Consider the following 16,257-nt stretch of genomic DNA (forward strand, 5'->3'; position numbering starts at 1 on the left):
CAGGGCGCGATCTTGCGGCATCGGCGCGAGTCACCCCTGCGAGGCGCCGTCAACGCCCCTTGCGAGGCGGCTTGGCGGCGCCGGTGACGCGCGGCGGCAGGCCGGTGTGCTGGGTCAGCATGCGGCCCTTCACAGGAGTCGACGACCTCAGTGCGACCGGCGCTGCGGTTGAGTTCTTGCGCCGCGCGCTGGTGTAGCCGCCGTCGGTGAGCGGCTGGAAGGTCGGGATCAGGTGGTGCTTGCCGTTGCCGATCAGGTCGGCCCGGCCCATCGCCTTCAGCGCCTCGCGCAACAACGGCCAGTTGTTGGCATCGTGGTAGCGCAGGAAGGCCTTGTGCAGCCGCCGGCGTTTCTCGCCCCGGACGATGTCCACGCTGTCGTCCGCCGTCGCCTCACGCCGCACCTTGCGCAGCGTGTTGCGGCCGCTGTGGTACATCGCGGTGGCCGACGCCATCGGACTGGGATAGAAGGTCTGCACCTGGTCGGCACGGAAGCCGTTCTTCTTCAGCCACAGCGCCAGGTTCATCATGTCTTCGTCGCTGGTGCCCGGATGCGCGGCGATGAAGTACGGGATCAGGTACTGCTTCTTGCCGACCTCTGCCGAGAACTTGTCGAACATGGTCTTGAAGCGGTCGTAGCTGCCGATGCCCGGCTTCATCATTTTCGAGAGCGGGCCGCCCTCGGTGTGCTCGGGCGCGATCTTGAGATAGCCGCCGACGTGGTGCTGCACGAGCTCCTTCACGTACTCGGGCGACTGCACGGCGAGGTCGTAGCGCAGGCCCGAGCCGATCAGGATCTTCTTGATGCCCTTGAGCGCACGCGCGCGCCGATAGATCTTGATCAGCGGACCGTGATCGGTGTTGAGGTTGCTGCAGATGCCCGGGTACACGCAGCTCGGGCGGCGGCAGGCAGCCTCGATCTCGGGCGTCTTGCAGCCGATGCGGTACATGTTGGCCGTCGGTCCGCCCAGGTCCGAGATCACGCCGGTGAAGCCCGCCACCTTGTCGCGGATGTCCTCGACCTCCTGGATGATCGATTCCTCGCTGCGGCTCTGGATGATGCGGCCCTCGTGCTCGGTGATCGAGCAGAAGGTGCAGCCGCCGAAGCAGCCGCGCATGATGTTCACGCTGAAGCGGATCATGTCCCACGCCGGGATCTTCGCGTCGCCGTACACCGGGTGCGGCGCACGGGCATAGGGCAGCCCGAAGACGTGGTCCATCTCCGCGGTGGTCAGCGGGATGGGCGGCGGATTCAGCCAGACATCGCGCTCGCCGTGCGCCTGCACGAGGGCCCGGGCGTTGCCCGGGTTGGTCTCGAGGTGCAGCACGCGACTGGCGTGGGCGTAGAGGACGGCATCCGACTTGACGGCTTCGTACGCAGGCAGGCGGATGACGGTGTGGTCGCGCGGCGGGGGTCTGAGCTTGACCTTGGGATTGGCCACGAAAGTCAGCGGCTGCGCCTGGATGTCATTGCGGGCTTGACCCGCAATCCATGCAGCGCCCGGATCCACCGCCGCACTGGATCCCGGCTCGAGGCCGGGATGACATCCTTCATCCTTTGCCTTCTCCTCCTTCGCGCACGTCTCCCCCTGCGCCTTCGCCTGGTCGGAGATGGTCAGGTAGGGGTTGATGTGCTCCTCGACGCGGCCGGGTGCATCGACGCTGGTGGAGTCGATCTCGAACCAGCCCTCGGGGGTGCTGCGGCGCACGAAGGCCGTGCCACGCACATCGGTGATCGTGTCGACCGGCTCGCGCGCGGCGAGGCGGTGCGCCACTTCGACCAGCGCGCGTTCGGCGTTGCCGTACAGGAGCAGGTCGCACTTGGCATCGAGCACCACGCTGTGCCGCACCTTCTCCGACCAGTAGTCGTAATGGGCAATGCGGCGCAGGCTGCCTTCGATGCCGCCCAGCACGATCGGCACGTCCTTGTACGCCTCCCGGCAACGCTGGCTGTACACGATGGCGGCGCGGTCCGGCCGCTTGCCGCCGACGTCGCCGGGCGTGTACGCATCGTCGCTGCGCAGCTTCCGGTCCGCCGTGTAGCGGTTGATCATCGAATCCATGTTGCCGGCGGTCACGCCCCAGAACAGGTTGGGCTTGCCCAGCGCCTTGAAGGGCTCGGCACTCTGCCAATCCGGCTGCGCGATGATGCCGACGCGAAAACCCTGCGCCTCGAGCACGCGGCCGATCACCGCCATGCCGAAGCTGGGGTGGTCGACATAGGCGTCGCCGGTGACCAGGATCACGTCGCAGCTGTCCCAGCCGAGCGCGTCCATCTCCTTGCGGCTCATGGGCAGCATGGGGGCGGGGCCGAAGCGATGCGCCCAGTACTTGCGGTAGCTGGTCAGGGGCTTCGCGGCGCGAGCGAACAGGGAGACGTCGACGGGGGCGTTCATGGAGTCTTTGGGGAACCGAGTATTCTATGATTCCCCCGCGCGCGACATGCAGGCATGGATATTCCCGCGCCGCCGAGCCAGTGCCGCTCACTCGTGCACGTGGGCCAGCACGCGTTCCAGCAGGCCGGCCAGCTGCCGCTGCTCCGGCCCGCTGAGGCAACCGAAGATCTCCTCGTTGCGCCGCTCGATCAGCCGCATCACGCGCGTCCAGAGCCGGCGGCCTTCTGCCGTGGGCTTCAACTCCACCCCGCGGGCGTCTGCCCGGCTGGTCTCCTTGCTGACGAGTCCGCGATCGACCAGCGCCTGCGCCGCGCGACTCGCTTGTCCCTTGTCGAGGTTGGCCCGGGCGGCCAGCTGGTTGATCGACACCGGCGCGAAATGGCCGATCGCCGCCAGGCAGCGCGCCTCCCCCACGGGCAACCCGACCTCCTGGGCATAGGCGTCGATGCTGCCGCGGTCGGTCACCTTGCTGACCTGGTGCAGCCGGTAGCTGAGGAATTGGTCCAGTGGCTGGACATCGCGACGGGTGGCCATGGTCACTCCTGCAGGATGCGGTCACGCGAGCGCGCGACCAGGGTGACGATCTCGTCCGCGCCGCCGGAGCGCGCCATCAGCGCCAGGGCGACCATGGCCAGCAGCATTTCGCTGCGCCCCGGCCCGACCGCGCCGAGTGCCTGGCACAAGGCGGTGTAGCTGCGATCCAGATCCGCGTCGTTCATGGCTGCAATCCTTTCGCGTGCAGGCAGGCGAGCACCGGCGCCGGGTCGAGCCCGCGCCAGCGGCCCATCACGTAACCGTCCGGGCGCACCAGCACCAGCCCGGTGGCGCCATCGTGTTGCAGGCCGTAGCGCGATCGTGCCTGGCCATGCGCATCGGCTTCGGGCATCACGTCCAGCACCGCGACCCCGTGCGTGGCCAGGTCGGCCACCGCATGCGGCACCGAGCCGTCGCCGAACACCACGCAGGTGAAGTCGGTGCCAAAGCATTGGGACAAATGGAAGTCGCCGCGCGACCCGCGCAGCAGCGCCTCCGGCGCCGGCTGCCCAGGCGCGGCCAGCGCGCTGGACCACTCGCCCTGCTGTGGGCCGTTCAGCGGCGAATCGGCATGGGCGATGGGTGCGGACTGGCGCGGATTGATCAGCGGCCGCACGGCGGGCTCGTCCAGCGCCAGTCGCAAGGTCGCTTCGCGCATCAGGGAAAAGGCGAAATCCGGCGGCGCCATGAACTCGGTGCTCTTGGCGCCGTAGGCGATGTTCTCGCGCGCGGCGGGCACGCGCTCGAGCGAATAGGAGTCGAGCAGCGCGTCGCCGGCCGATCCCTCCAGCACCAGGGCGAGCTTCCACGCCAGGTTGGCCGCGTCGTCCAGGCCGGAGTTGAGGCCGCGCACGCCGAAGATCGGCACCAGGTGCGCGGCGTCCCCCGCGAACAGCACGCGGCCCTGCCGATATGAGGGCAAGGTCAGGCACTTGGCGTTGTACATCGAGGACCAGAGCAGCTGCCACGGCTCGTGCTCGCCGATCATCTCGAGGTGGCTGCGCACGCGAGGCAGGATGTTCTCCGGCTTCAGCGCTTCGGCCGCATCCTCGTCGTCGCGCAACTGGTAGTCGATGCGCCAGACGTCATCGGGCTGGCGGTGCATCAGCAGCGTGGAGCCGGGATTCGAGGGCGGGTCGAACCAGGCGAGCCGCTCCACCGGCCGGTGCGTCTTCTGCACGATGTCGACGATGACGTAGCGCCCTTCGTATTGCGTGCCCTCGAATTGCAGTCCGAGCTGCTCGCGCACCGTGCTGCGCCCGCCGTCGCAGGCGAGCAGCCAGCCGGCATGGATGTCATGACGGCCGTGCGCGTCCTCCACTTGCACCAGCACCCCCTCGCCTTGCGGCTGCACGCGCTCCACGCGGGTGGACCACGCCACCCGCGCCAGCTCGGGCACCTGCTGCAGCGCCTGGTGCACGAAAGCCTCGACGTGGTACTGCTGGATGTTGACCATGGGCGCGAAGCGCTGGGTCGGCTCGTGCGGCATGTGGAACTGCAGCACCTCGCGATGGCGCCAGTAGCTGCGCCCGCCGGTCCAGGGCAGCGCCTTGGCCGCAAGCGCGGCGCCGGCGCCGGCCACCGACAGGATCTCCTGCGAGCGGCGCGCAATGCAGATCGCGCGGCTACCGGTGCAATAGCCCTCGTCGGCTTCGACGACCAGGCTGCGCACGCCGTGCCGCGCCAGCAGCGCGGCCAGCGTCAGCCCCACCGGACCGCCGCCGGCGATGAGAACAGGGATCTCCTGCGGCAACGGCTGCACCGGCTGCACGCGCCCTCCTGAAGGTTGGCGGGCGACTATAGAGCCGGAGGGTTGCGCGCGCAACCATCCGGCTGTGGGGCCGCTGCTGTCAGCCGCGCCGCGGACGCAGCTGCCCGCGGATCTCGCCGCCCGGGTTCTGCGCGGTGTGCAGGTTGACGTACGTCTGCCCGGCGGAAATCTGCGCGAGCTGCTCGGGCGTGATCACCATTTCGCCCTGGAAGGGCGACACGTTCATGGCCCCCGTGAACGGGACCAGCACGCCGGCATTGGTGCCCGGCGCTGCCGGACCGTGGATGTGGGCCGCGGTCACCGGGCCAGTCAGGCCGCTGTACGTGATCTTGTAGCGCAGCATGCCCGTGTTCCGGTTGTATTGCACTTCCGCCATGCCGCTGCCACCGGTCGTCTTGGGCGGCACTTCCTCGCCGCCGCTCATGGTTGCCTCCCAGATCTCGGTGCTCTGCGACGGACGCATGGCCCCGCAGCCGGCGAGCACGGCGCCGGCCAGCGCGACGGCCACACTGGTGCGAACAAAAACGGATCGGTTCATCTCACATCCTCTGCTGGTACGAAGGGATGCGAATGATGGCCGGACTTCGCCGCGCGCCCGTGTAGGACGCGACCGCGCGCTGCGGCATGGGGCTCAGCGGTCCTTGGGCAGATGACCGCGCGCGGCGTCCAGCTCGTAAGGGCTGGACTCGACATTGGGGCCGTCGGGGTAAGCCTCGCTGCCTTTGGCCACGCCCGGTCGCGGCCGCGCGCCTGGCACGCCGGCCGGCACCTGCGCGCCGGCCTCGTCGATCACGCCTTCGGCGCCAGCCGCAGGCTGTTGCGCGGCCTGGTCGCCGAGGGTCTTGTTGCCGCAGCCGTCCGCATTGGCGGGATTGTCGTTGCCGCCCCTGGCACCTTCGGGTCCGATGCTGGTTGAAGTGCTCATGGTCGCACTCTAGGCAGCACGCGCGGGCGCGGGTGCAAGCACGGTCGCCACACGCCTGTAGGACGAAGGCGGCCGGGCAGCGTGCCTGGGCGCAGGCCCTTTCCTACGGACTCGCCGTCTTCCTCCGACATGCGCGGCGCACGCGCGTTCTTACATTGAAGTTCGAGAGCCGGCGGGCGCCGGTTCTTCGAACTATCAGGAGAGCTTCATGGGACAAGGCCAAGAGCAGAGTCGGCAACAGCAGGATCAGCAGAACCAGAACCAGAACCAGCAGAACCAGAATCAGCAGGACCAGCAGAACCAGCAGAATCAACAGGACCAGCAACGCCAGCAGGACCAGCAGCGCCAACAGGGCGGCAGCAGCCAGGACCAGCAAAGGCAGCAGGACCAGCAGCAGCAGCGCCAGGACCAGCAACGCCAGCGTTGACCCTTGCACTTGCCGCCGCGGGGGCCTTGGGTCCCCGCTTTTTTTCGTTCCGCGTGCTGCCCGCCGACCGACCCGCACCCATGCACTCTCGCCCTTCAGCCGCCGACGTCGTCAAGTTCTGGCGCGACGCCGGGCCCCGCCGGTGGTTCCGGCATGACGAGGCTTTCGACGCCGCGTTTCGCGAGCGCTTCCTCGTTGCGCACGAGGCGGCCGTCGCTGGAGAACTGGCCGAGTGGGGAGCGAGTGCCGAAGGCGCGCTGGCCCTCGTGCTGCTGCTGGACCAGTTTCCGCGCAATGCGTTTCGCGAGACACCGCGCATGTACGCGAGCGACGCGCAGGCCCGGCAAGCCGCCGGGGCGGCGCTGGCGCAGGGCTTCGACCGCGAGGTGGACGACCCCCTGCGGCAGTTCTTCTATCTGCCCTTCATGCACTCCGAGCAGCTTGCCGACCTCGAGCGCTGCGTCGCCTTGAATCGCGCGCAGGGCGGTGAAAGCCTGCGCTATGCGCTACACCACCGGGACATCGTGGCACGCTTCGGCCGCTTTCCCCACCGCAACGCGGTGCTGGGTCGGCCGAACACGCCAGAGGAGCAACGCTTCCTCGCCGAGGGCGGCTTCAAGGGCTAGTGGATATCGATGGCTTCGCTGGCGCTGTCGAAGGCCAGCGAGGACAGGTCCACTTCCGAATCGCCGAACTCCGGCGCGTCCGCGGCAGGGACGTGCGCGTGCGCCGCCTCGGGAACATAGGTCTCGGGCGAGATCACCAGTCCGCCGAGGGGAGCGGCGGCGGCGACTTCGGCCGCGCGCAAGGGCTGCTCACCGAGCGGCGTGCACCACAGCCGGCCGCGCACCCGGAAATAGGCGAGCGTGCACAGGCCGCTCACGACGCCGATGCGCAGTGCCATGCCCGCTGCAGCGCGTTGCAGGTCGAGCGCCATGCGGACGGCGGCTCCGGGGTCTTCGAACGTGATCAGCGCCGTGGCATTCACATAGGCATCGAGCCGGCCATGGTGACGCGCATTGAGGCGCTGCAGTTCCTGGGAAAAGTGCTCGCTTGCGCTGCCCGCGGCCCGCGCGTCCGCGTCGACGTGGACCAGGCTCAGGTGCAGCTCCTCGAAGCGGATGCTGTCGCGCTCGGTCCCCAGGAACAATCCGCGCCACACGGCGGGCGGCAGCTGGTGCAGCACCTTGTCGGACAAGGCTTCCAGCAGCAAGGCCGATGGCTCGGTGGTGGTCGTCATGAGGCTTTCCATAGCTCGTAACCAGATGAAACCACACGCTTGTGCCTCGTCGGTAGGCGAAACGTCCGGCAGGGTTAAGCAATTCGCCTAGCCGCCGGAAGGGCCACCTCACCGCCGCTTGCTGGGCGTAGCAGGCGGGAGTTCCAGTTCGATCCACGTCGGCGCGTGATCGCTGGCCTTTTCTTCGCCGCGCACCCAGGTATCCACCCCGGCGGCCCGCAAGGCGGGGGCGAGGCGTCGATTGAGCAGCAGGTGGTCGATGCGCAGGCCGGAGTTGTGCTCCCAGTGCTGGCGGAAGTAGTCCCAGAAGGTGAACACGGCCTGCTCGGGATGCAGGTGCCGGATCGCGTCGGTCCAGCCTTGGGCCAGCAGGCGCGCATAGCACTCGCGGGTCTGCGGCTGCAAGAGCGCGTCCCTGCGCCAGGAGCGCGGGTTGTAGATGTCGAAGTCGGTCGGCACCACGTTGTAGTCGCCGCACATGACGACCGGATGGTCCGAGTCCACCAGCGTTTGCGCGTGCGCGATGAGGCGCTCGAACCAGGCGAGCTTGTAGTCGAACTTGGGACCGGGTTGCGGGTTGCCATTGGGCAGGTACAGGCAGGCGACGATCACGCCAGCCACCGCCGCTTCCAGGTAGCGACTCTGTTCGTCGGCTTCGTCGCCGGGCAGGCTGCGGCGGATCTCGATCGGCTCCACGCCGCGCGCAAGTATCGCCACCCCGTTCCACGAGCGCTGTCCCTGCCACAGCGGGTGGTAGCCGGCCGCGCGGATTTCCTCGGCGGGGAAGCTCTCGTCCAGCGCCTTCAGTTCCTGCAGGCAGGCGACATCGGGCTGCTCCCTGGCCAGCCAGCGCAGCAGGTGCGGCAGCCGCGCCTTCACGCCGTTGACGTTGAACGTGGCGATTTTCATGGGCGGCGATCCTACAGAAGCAAGGCCGGCTCGGGCTTAGATTGGGCACGACAACCTGCAAGGAGAACGCACATGCCCGACGCGAAGGACAACGCCAAGCTCACCGGCGACACCCATCCGCCCGAAGTCGAAGACCTGGACGACGGCAGCCCCGAAGGGCAGGCCCGCACCGAGGGCGCCGACGGCGCGCCGGCCGACAGCTCGCTCAGTCGCGACGTGCAGAACGAAGGCCGCGCCGGCAAGGGCGTCAACCAGGCCGGCTTCCTCAAGGACAAGGACGCTCCCGGCATGGGAGGCGGCAAGTCCTGAACCTGCGGGCCTCAGGGCTTGGTCCGACGGCGGCTGAACGCTTCGGCGCCGCCGCTGCCGGCGCCGTCGGGGAAGTCGTGCGGATCCAGGCGCGGCTTCGGCGCCGGAGCCTGCGGTGCTTCCATGATCGTACTGGCCGAATTCTCGCCGTGGTCCGGCTTGGCCGGTACCGAGGAGGTGGGGCGCTCGCCGAGATTGGCGCGGCTAGCGCGGGTGTCGCGGGACTTCATGCCGCAAAATTAGCCAAGGGTCCGGCCCGCCCATGTCGGACAAGCCCGCGAAGGACGCCATGAAGATCGCCTGTGCCCTCCTCGTCCTGGCCGCCGCGTCGCTGCCGCCGCGCGCGCAGGAAAGTGATCCCCTGAAGTCACCGGCCTGTGGTGCGGCGCTGGCGCGATTGCAGGCCGCGCGCGCTGCCGACAACACATCGGCCGAGGCGGTCGAAGCCGTGCGCAGCGCCGCGGCGACCGCATGCCTGGGCAGCGGCTCGCCGCCCGCGCGCCCCGGCCGCGTGCTGCAGGCGCCGGTGGCGATCCCGCCGACGCAGATCGAGCTGCCGCAGCATGTCGCGCCCTTCCCTGCGCCGACCGCACTGCCGCCTCCCGTCGCCATCGACCGGCCTGCCGCGCCCGCCCTGTGCGATGCCGCCGGATGCTGGGCCGACGACGGCACGCATCTGCGGCAGGTGCCCCCCACGTCGCTGGTCGGCCCGCGCGGCCTGTGCACGCAGCGCGCCGGCCAGCTGTTCTGCCCCTGAGTCGCTCTGCGCCCTGCACGCGCTTCCTGCACCGTCCTACAGGGGGGCGGCGGTGACTCCCCTACCGTGGTCGGGCTGCCTCAAGGAAATCATGCCCGCACCGACCAGCTCTCGCACGCTGTGGAAAGGGGCCATCAGCTTCGGCCTGGTCCACATTCCCGTCACCCTGCATTCGGCGACCGCCGAGAGCCGGATGAAGTTCAACCTGCTCGACAAGTCGACGATGACCCGCGTGGGCAACAAGCAGGTCAACAAGGCCACCGGCGAGGCGGCTTCCAGGGAGGAGATCGTCAAGGGCTTCGAGGTCGAGAAGGACCATTTCGTGGTCCTCACGCCCGAGGAGATCAAGGCGGCGCTGCCTCGCTCCACGCAGACCATCGACATCGAGGCCTTCGTCGACCGCGAGCAGATTCCCAGCGTCTACTTCAACAAACCGTATTACGTGAGTCCTGGCGGCAAGGGCGGGCAGAAGCCCTTCGCGCTGCTGCGCGAAACGCTGCAGCGCACCGGCAAGGTCGGCATCGCCAAGGTGGTGATCTCCACCAAGCAGCACCTGGCGCTGCTCGCCCCGCACGGCCAGGGCCTGGTGCTGAACCTGCTGCGCTGGTCCGACGAGGTGCGCGACACCGCGGGCCTGGCCTGGCCGGGCGAGGACATCAGCGTCAGTGCCGCCGAACTGAAGATGGCCGAACAGCTCGTGGCCGCGATGGCGGGCGACTGGCAGCCGGACCTGTTCCATGACGAGTTCCGCGAAAAGCTGATGGCGCTGGTGGAAGAGAAGTCGAAGGAAGGCGCCGTGCGCACCGTGGCGCCGCTGCCGGGCGAAGACGTGCCGACGAGCGCCGAAGTGATCGACCTCACCGAGCTGCTGCGGCGCAGCCTGAAGGGCAATGCAGCCGCAGGCGCAGCACCGGCGGGGGCGAAGAAGACCACGACGCGCCGCGAGGAAGCCGCCGCCAACGACGAAGCCACGCCGGTGCGCAAGGCCGCGGCGCGCAAGACCCCGGCGACCGCGCGGGCGAGCACCAAACCTGCGACCACGCGCCGCAAGAGCGGATGATCCGGCCCGAGCGGACCATGCCAGTCCGGGCCGCAATTCCTGTCCTCGTGCTGGCGCTGTTGGCGCTGGCGGGCTGTGACGCTCGCACGGCCAAGCCCGACCACAGCAACAACACCGCGGTGCTGGGCAGCTACGGTCCGCCCACGGACGGGACTGCGGGCGCAGCGCTCACCGACGCCCAAGGCCAGGCCATCCCCGCTCCGCCGGCGCCGCACGGCGCCCGTGCGCAGATGGCGCGCTCGGGAGACGAAAGCGCACTGGCCGTCTGGGTGGCCGACGACCACGTCGTCGCCTCCGGCTGGACCCGCGCCAGCGGCTGGAGCGCACCGCAGCCCCTGGAGCGCATCTACGGCGCCTCGAGCGATCCGCGGATCGCCAGCAACGAACGCGGATCGGCGATGGCGGTGTGGCATCACCGGGTGGGCAACATCCACAGCCTGCGCTTCAGCCGCTTCGACGCCGGCTCGGGCTGGAGCCTGCCCGACGTGGTGCCCGGCGCGTTGCCGGAGCCCGAGGTCGCCGGCGCACCCCCGGGGCGCGATGCGCCCCAGTTGCAGATGGATGCGGCCGGCACGGTCGTCGCGCGCTGGCCAAGCGGCTTCCACGCCAATGAAGTGCAAAGCGCGCGCTACCTGCCCGGGCAGGGCTGGACGCCCCCGGCGAGCGAGGCGCTAGCGGCAGCGACGCCGGCATCGGCCGCGCCCCGCGCTGCATCGTCGGCGCGCTAGCGTCAGCGCACCGTGCGCCGCAGGCTTTCGAAGAACAGGTCCGACTGCATGCGTTCGCCCAGCGTCTGCGCGGCGACGCGTGCCGCGAGCTCGGGCGCCACCGGGCGCAGCGGTCGGCCGGTGGAGTGCGCCAGCACCTGGTGCATGCAGGCGCGCTCGAGGTAGTAGAGGTCGTCGAAGGCCCAGGCGATCTGCTCGCCGCAGACGATGACGCCGTGGTTGGCGAGGAACACGACGTCGGCGCCGTGCATGGCCCGCGCGATGCGCTCGCCCTCGCCGGCATCGAGCGCCAGCCCGTTGTACTCCGCATCGACGGCGACCCGCCCGTGAAAGCGCATCGCGTTCTGCGACAGCGTGGTGTCCAGCGCCCGCAGATCGGTCAGCGTGAGCGCGGTCGCATGGGGCATGTGCGTGTGCATCACGCAGGCCTTGGCGGCAATGCGATGCACCGCCGCGTGAATGAACAGGGCCGTTGGCTCGCTGGGATGGCGGCCTGCCAGTTGGCGGCCCTGCGCGTCGACGAGCACGATGTCGTCCGCCTGCACCTCGCTCCAGTGCAGCCCGCGCGGATTCAGCAGGAACCAGTCCGGCCTTTGCGGCAGGACGACGCTGAAATGGTTGCACACCCCCTCGCCCAGGCCATGCTGCGCGGCCGCGCGCAAGGCCAGGGCCAGGTCGTTGCGCAAGCCGCGCACGGCCGCATCGTCGAACAACGATCGCGCCTCGATCGAGCCATCGCCCATGGAACACCTCCTGGACAGCGATGGTAGCGCCGCGCTGCACGGCTGAGGCTTTGTCCTACTGCCCGTGCCTCCGCACGACTACAGTCTGGCGCCACGCGACCGTCAGACTGCTCCGACACACACGAGGATCAGCAGGTGGTGAAACGCGCCAAGCGCGGGCAACCCGAGCCCGTGCGCCCCAAGGAAGCCGTCCCGGCATTGCCGCCGCTCGAGCGCCACAGCGGCGAAGGTTCGGCGAGCGCGCTGGAAACGCTGCAGAAGCTGGAGAAGCGCCGCACCGCGGCCAAGCCTTCCGATTCGGCCTGACGCGTCAGCCGGCGAGCCGTTCTTCGAGCGATGACGTCCCAGATTCGCTGGGCCCTTGTCCTACAAAGGACAGCCAGCGCGGATGACAGGATCGCCTCGTCCCGTTTTTCCCACGGTCCCCGATTTGCCGCCTGCCGTCCTCCTTCCCAGCCAGTCCGCTTGCCTCGCCGCTCCGCTGAGCGTCCTGCGCGCCGCGACCCGCCCCCACCATGACCGCATCGACGCCCTGATGAACCTGCGGCGCATGCGGCAGCCCGGCCACTACCTGCGGGTGCTGCAGGTCTTCGACAGTTTCCTCGCCGGCTGGGAGCCGGCGGTGGCCGCCGCCCTGCCGGAGCGCGCGCCCTGGCTGCGCGCGCGCTCGCGCCGTCCCTTCCTGCAGCAGGACCTGCAGCTCCTGGGGGCGCCGGCGGGTGAGACGGCCGTCTTGCCCGCGCTGCCCAGCGGCGCCGCCGCCTGGGGTTCGGTCTACGTGATGGAGGGCTCCGCCCTCGGCGGCGCGACGATCAGCCGCAGCCTGGCGGGCGCCGGCCTCGGCCCGGAGCGCGGCGCCGCGTACTTCCATGGCTGGGGCGAAGCGAGAGGCCGCATGTGGCGCGAAGCGCGCGACGTGCTGGAAAGCGAACTCGCCTGCCCCGAGGCACTGGCGCAGGCCTGCGATGCGGCGCGCGCCACCTTCGACACGCTCTCCGCCCTGCTGGAAAAGGCCATGAATGAGCGCGCTCCCGCTGCCTGACCTGTCGCAGTGCGCGAACGAGCCGATCCGCGTGCCGGGTGCGATCCAGCCGCATGGCCGGCTCGCGGTGCTGGCAGCGGACAGCGGGCAGCTGCTGGCGTACAGCGCCAACTGGAACAGCGAAGAGGCCGTGCGGCAGGCGCTCGCCACCCTGCCGGTCGACAGCGGCCGACTGCAGCCCGCCACCGATCCGGCCTGGGTCGGCACCCTGCCGCTGGCCGGCGCCACCTTCGATGTCGCGGCCCATCGCCACGGATCGCACCTGCTGGTGGAATACGAACCGGCGGGCCCTTCGGCCAGCATGCATGCGCCGCTGTATGCCGTCGCGCGTGACCTGCTGCCGCTGCTGGCCCAGGCCCATTCGGTGATCGGCCTGTGCGAGCTGGTGGCCCGGGAGATGAAGCGCCTCACCGGCTTCGGCCGCTGCCTGGTTTACCGCTTCGATGCCGACGACCACGGCCAGGTGCTGGCCGAACGCGCGGATCCCGGTTACCACTCCTATGCCGGCCACCGCTTCCCGGCCAGCGACATCCCGCGCCAGGCGCGCGAGCTCTATCGGGCCAATCACATCCGGGTGATCCCGGATGCCAGCTACGAGCCGGTGCCGCTGGTGGCAGCCGCCGGCGCACCGGAGCCCACCGGCATCGACCTCAGCTTCGCGGCCCTGCGCAGCGTCTCTCCGGTGCACCTGGAGTACATGCGCAACATGGGCACGCCGGCCTCGATGTCGGTTTCCATCGTCGCGCGCGGCAAGCTCTGGGGCCTGATCTCCTGCCACCACCGGGCGCCGCGCCAGCTGCCGTTCCAGACCCGGGTGGCGTGCGAGCACCTGGGCCGGCTGCTGTCGCTGCAGATCCAGGCGCAGGAGGACAACGCCGAAGTCGCCCAGCGGCTGGCGCTGCACCAGCGCGTGCTGACGCTGGTGGCGCTGATGGCCGAGACCGACGGCACCTTGCAGCGCCTCGCCGCCCCGGAGCTGAAATTGCACGAACTGGCCGATGCGAGCGGCGCCGCAGTGGTGCTGAATGACATCTGCTGGATGATCGGCGCCACACCGGCCGCGCAGGAGATCCTCCCGCTCGCGCACTGGGTGGCCGCGCGCGGAGAGGATGTGTTCTCCACCGATCGCCTGTCGGAGTCGTACGACGGTGGCAAGCTCTTGCTGCCTGCGTGCGCCGGCGTGCTCGCGATCTCGATCTCGCACGTGCACCGGCACGTCGTCCTGTGGTTCCGGCCGGAACTGGTGCAGACCATCCGGTGGGCCGGCGATCCGCGCAAGACGCTGCCGGCCAGCGGCCGCATCCATCCGCGCCAGAGTTTCGAGAGCTGGCAGCAACGCGTGCAGGGTCGCTGCGCGCCCTGGCAGGCGGCGCAGGAAGGCGCGGTCGGTGAATTGCGCCAGGCGCTGCTGGCGCTGGTGCTGCGGCGGGCGGAGGAGATGGCCAGCCATGCCGTCGAACTCGGTCGCGTGAACAAGGAACTCGAAGCCTTCAGCTACACCGTGTCGCACGACCTGCGGGCGCCGATGCGCCACATCGCCGGCTATGTCGACCTGGTGGTCGAGGACAACGGCGACAAGCTGGACGAGCGCGCCCGGCGTTACCTGAAGCACGTCAAGGACGCCGCCGCCTATGCCGGGCAGCTGGTCGACGCGCTGCTGGATTTTTCCCGCCTGGGCCGATCCGGCCTGCGCCCGTCTTCGGTGGACGCCGCGTCGCTGGTCGAAGACCTGGTCGACGAGTTCCGGCAGCAGGAACGGGGCCGCGAGATCGAATGGGAAATCGTGCAGCCGCTGCCCCGCCTGCATGCCGACCCGCTGCTGCTGCAGGTGGCGATCCGCAACCTGCTGTCCAACGCGGCCAAGTACACGCGCGGCCGCAATCCCGCGCGCATCCGCATCGTCCCCGTCACCCAGCCGGAAGGCAACGGGCTCGAGGTCAGTGACAATGGCGTGGGCTTCCCGATGAAGTATGTCGGCAAGCTGTTCGGCGTGTTCCAGCGACTGCACCGCAGCGAGGATTTCGACGGCACCGGCATCGGCCTGGCCAACGTGAAGCGCATCGTCGAACGGCACGGCGGCACGGTCTGGGCCCGCGGTGAGCCCGACCGCGGCGCCAGCTTCGGCTTCGTCCTGCCGCCCGCCCCTGACACCAACTACGACGCAGCCGCCGCTGGAGCGCGCCGCGAGGAGTCTGCCTGATGATCAAGCCCATCCTGTTGGTCGAGGATGATCCACGCGACCTGGAACTCACCCTGGTGGCACTCGAACGCAGCCAGCTTGCCAACGAGGTCATCGTCGTGCGCGACGGCGAAGCCGCCCTCGAGTACCTCACGCGCAGCGGCGAGCATGCCGCCCGCGCCGAAGGCAATCCGGCGGTCATCCTGCTGGACCTGAAGCTGCCCAAGGTCAACGGCCTCGAGGTGCTCCAGACGGTGCGCAACACCGATGCCCTGCGCAGCATCCCCGTGGTGATGCTGACCTCTTCGCACGAGGAGACCGACGTCCTGCGCAGCTACCAGCTGGGCGTCAATGCCTATGTGGTGAAGCCGGTGGAGTTCAAGCAGTTCGTCGAGGCGATCGCCGATCTCGGCATCTTCTGGGCCGTGCTGAACGAGCCGCCGCCGGGCTCGTCGCGCACGAGGCGCCGGCATGAGTGACAGCGCGCCGGGCGCCGCAGCGGCGCCTGCCATGACCCTGCCCGGGGCCGGCACGCGGGGACCCGGCGGAAGTGCATGCCCGGCTGGCCGAGGCGCTCTGCGCCCACCCTGCCACGACACCGTAGTCCGCACGAAGCACAGCGGGGGGTCGGCGTCGGACGGGGCTTGCCGCCTGGGTCTTACAGCCGTGCTTGGGACGGACTCCCAGAATGCGAGGCATCCCAGCAGATCAACAAAGGAGTCTCGCCATGCGCCAAACCGCTTTCATCCTCGCCGGCCTCGTGTCCGTCGCCGCGATCGGCCTCGCCGGCTGCGACGTGAAGAAGACCCAGGAGGGCAAGGTCGACCTGCCGAAGTACGAAGTCTCCAAGACGCAGGAAGGCAACGTGCAGCTGCCGAAGTACAACGTCGAAGCGCCGAAGGTCGACGTGAGCACCGAGAAGAAGGAAGTCAACGTGCCCAAGGTTGGCGTCTACACCGAGAAGGAGACGATGACCGTGCCGAAGGTCTCGATCACCCCGGCCAAGGACCGCACCGACAAGGTCGCGACCAAGGACAAAGAGTCCTCCAAGAAATAAGAACAAAAAGCGCAAAGCATCGGGTTGCGGGGGCCGGCAGTTGCCGGCCCTTTGCTTTGCCGGCGCGGCTGCGCACCCAACCTGCCCGGCGGCGCCAGCCCTTGCGCGTGGGCGAACATCCGGCTCGCGTGACAGACAAATCCTTCAACTGAGCGGCGCGGCCCCGCAGAGGTGAGAAGGG

Annotated in this window: 21 protein-coding genes; 11 read left to right on the top strand and 10 right to left on the bottom strand. The window is 69.4% G+C overall.

The features are described from left to right. Positions 1-49: 49 nt before the first annotated feature. The 6 genes from JWP60_RS16220 to JWP60_RS16245 all read right to left on the bottom strand — a co-directional run bounded on the left by JWP60_RS16220 (position 50) and on the right by JWP60_RS16245 (position 5,625). A complete protein-coding gene (locus JWP60_RS16220) occupies positions 50-2,395 on the bottom strand; it encodes a YgiQ family radical SAM protein (RefSeq protein ID WP_299793508.1) in 2,346 nt (781 codons plus the stop codon). 87 nt (positions 2,396-2,482) lie between these two features. Then, the gene (locus tag JWP60_RS16225) at positions 2,483-2,929 is read right to left on the bottom strand and encodes a MarR family winged helix-turn-helix transcriptional regulator (protein ID WP_299793511.1); all 447 of its coding nucleotides are present in this window, start codon (positions 2,927-2,929) and stop codon (positions 2,483-2,485) included. A 2-nt stretch (positions 2,930-2,931) separates the two neighbouring features. Then, positions 2,932-3,114, bottom strand: coding sequence for a hypothetical protein (locus JWP60_RS16230; protein WP_299793513.1), 183 nt, complete (start codon positions 3,112-3,114; stop codon positions 2,932-2,934). After that, entirely contained in the window at positions 3,111-4,700 is a 1,590-nt protein-coding gene (locus JWP60_RS16235) for an FAD-dependent monooxygenase (RefSeq protein ID WP_299793515.1), read from the bottom strand. Before JWP60_RS16235 ends, JWP60_RS16230 begins: the two co-directional genes overlap by 4 nt. Before the next feature lie 79 nt (positions 4,701-4,779). Next, entirely contained in the window at positions 4,780-5,238 is a 459-nt protein-coding gene (locus JWP60_RS16240) for a CHRD domain-containing protein (RefSeq protein ID WP_299793517.1), read from the bottom strand. A 93-nt stretch (positions 5,239-5,331) separates the two neighbouring features. Then, complete coding sequence (locus JWP60_RS16245) at positions 5,332-5,625, bottom strand: hypothetical protein (protein ID WP_299793519.1); 294 nt, start codon at positions 5,623-5,625, stop codon at positions 5,332-5,334. 208 nt (positions 5,626-5,833) lie between these two features. Here JWP60_RS16245 and JWP60_RS16250 point away from each other — a divergent pair, with 208 nt between their 5' ends. Together JWP60_RS16250 and JWP60_RS16255 are read left to right on the top strand one after the other, a co-directional pair. Further along, positions 5,834-6,052: a hypothetical protein gene (locus tag JWP60_RS16250; protein WP_299793521.1), complete on the top strand. Its 219-nt coding sequence runs from the start codon at positions 5,834-5,836 to the stop codon at positions 6,050-6,052. A gap of 80 nt (positions 6,053-6,132) precedes the next feature. Continuing rightward, positions 6,133-6,678: a DUF924 family protein gene (locus tag JWP60_RS16255; RefSeq protein WP_299793523.1), complete on the top strand. Its 546-nt coding sequence runs from the start codon at positions 6,133-6,135 to the stop codon at positions 6,676-6,678. Here JWP60_RS16255 and JWP60_RS16260 read toward each other — a convergent pair. Both JWP60_RS16260 and xth read right to left on the bottom strand, forming a co-directional pair. After that, a complete protein-coding gene (locus JWP60_RS16260) occupies positions 6,675-7,292 on the bottom strand; it encodes a hypothetical protein (RefSeq protein WP_299793526.1) in 618 nt (205 codons plus the stop codon). The two genes, JWP60_RS16255 and JWP60_RS16260, sit on opposite strands and share 4 nt — an antisense overlap. 108 nt (positions 7,293-7,400) lie before the next feature. Then, a complete protein-coding gene (gene xth, locus JWP60_RS16265) occupies positions 7,401-8,201 on the bottom strand; it encodes an exodeoxyribonuclease III (RefSeq protein WP_299793529.1) in 801 nt (266 codons plus the stop codon). Positions 8,202-8,273: 72 nt separating this feature from the next. On the opposite strand from xth, the gene JWP60_RS16270 reads away from it, so the two are divergent. Then, entirely contained in the window at positions 8,274-8,510 is a 237-nt protein-coding gene (locus JWP60_RS16270) for a hypothetical protein (protein ID WP_299793532.1), read from the top strand. Positions 8,511-8,521: 11 nt separating this feature from the next. Here JWP60_RS16270 and JWP60_RS16275 read toward each other — a convergent pair whose 3' ends face one another. Then, complete coding sequence (locus tag JWP60_RS16275) at positions 8,522-8,740, bottom strand: hypothetical protein (protein ID WP_299793535.1); 219 nt, start codon at positions 8,738-8,740, stop codon at positions 8,522-8,524. Between the two features lie 32 nt (positions 8,741-8,772). Between JWP60_RS16275 and JWP60_RS16280 the strand changes: the two genes are divergently transcribed. The 3 genes from JWP60_RS16280 to JWP60_RS16290 all read left to right on the top strand — a co-directional run bounded on the left by JWP60_RS16280 (position 8,773) and on the right by JWP60_RS16290 (position 11,055). After that, entirely contained in the window at positions 8,773-9,267 is a 495-nt protein-coding gene (locus JWP60_RS16280; protein WP_299793538.1) for a hypothetical protein, read from the top strand. A gap of 91 nt (positions 9,268-9,358) precedes the next feature. Continuing rightward, entirely contained in the window at positions 9,359-10,327 is a 969-nt protein-coding gene (locus tag JWP60_RS16285; protein WP_299793541.1) for a Ku protein, read from the top strand. A gap of 17 nt (positions 10,328-10,344) precedes the next feature. After that, positions 10,345-11,055: a hypothetical protein gene (locus tag JWP60_RS16290; RefSeq protein WP_299793543.1), complete on the top strand. Its 711-nt coding sequence runs from the start codon at positions 10,345-10,347 to the stop codon at positions 11,053-11,055. 2 nt (positions 11,056-11,057) lie between these two features. Here the strand turns inward: JWP60_RS16290 and JWP60_RS16295 are convergent, their stop codons facing one another. Next, positions 11,058-11,798, bottom strand: coding sequence for an aldolase (locus JWP60_RS16295; protein ID WP_299793546.1), 741 nt, complete (start codon positions 11,796-11,798; stop codon positions 11,058-11,060). Between the two features lie 138 nt (positions 11,799-11,936). Here JWP60_RS16295 and JWP60_RS16300 point away from each other — a divergent pair, with 138 nt between their 5' ends. The 5 genes from JWP60_RS16300 (at position 11,937) to JWP60_RS16320 (ending at position 16,076) form a co-directional block, all read left to right on the top strand. Further along, entirely contained in the window at positions 11,937-12,104 is a 168-nt protein-coding gene (locus JWP60_RS16300; protein WP_299793548.1) for a hypothetical protein, read from the top strand. Positions 12,105-12,333: 229 nt separating this feature from the next. Next, positions 12,334-12,840 carry a biliverdin-producing heme oxygenase gene (locus tag JWP60_RS16305; RefSeq protein ID WP_299793550.1) on the top strand — a complete coding sequence of 169 codons (507 nt, stop codon included), beginning with the start codon at positions 12,334-12,336 and terminating at the stop codon, positions 12,838-12,840. Next, positions 12,818-15,040, top strand: a complete 2,223-nt coding sequence (locus JWP60_RS16310) for an ATP-binding protein (protein ID WP_299793553.1) — start codon at positions 12,818-12,820, stop codon at positions 15,038-15,040. The genes JWP60_RS16305 and JWP60_RS16310 overlap by 23 nt, the downstream gene beginning before the upstream one ends. Continuing rightward, on the top strand, positions 15,040-15,498 hold the full coding sequence (locus JWP60_RS16315) for a response regulator (RefSeq protein WP_299793555.1): 459 nt from the start codon (positions 15,040-15,042) through the stop codon (positions 15,496-15,498). Before JWP60_RS16310 ends, JWP60_RS16315 begins: the two co-directional genes overlap by 1 nt. Before the next feature lie 248 nt (positions 15,499-15,746). Continuing rightward, positions 15,747-16,076, top strand: a complete 330-nt coding sequence (locus JWP60_RS16320) for a hypothetical protein (protein WP_299793557.1) — start codon at positions 15,747-15,749, stop codon at positions 16,074-16,076. Positions 16,077-16,257: the final 181 nt, after the last annotated feature.

The organism is Ramlibacter sp. (assembly GCF_028291745.1).
GTDB lineage: Bacteria > Pseudomonadota > Gammaproteobacteria > Burkholderiales > Burkholderiaceae_C > Ramlibacter.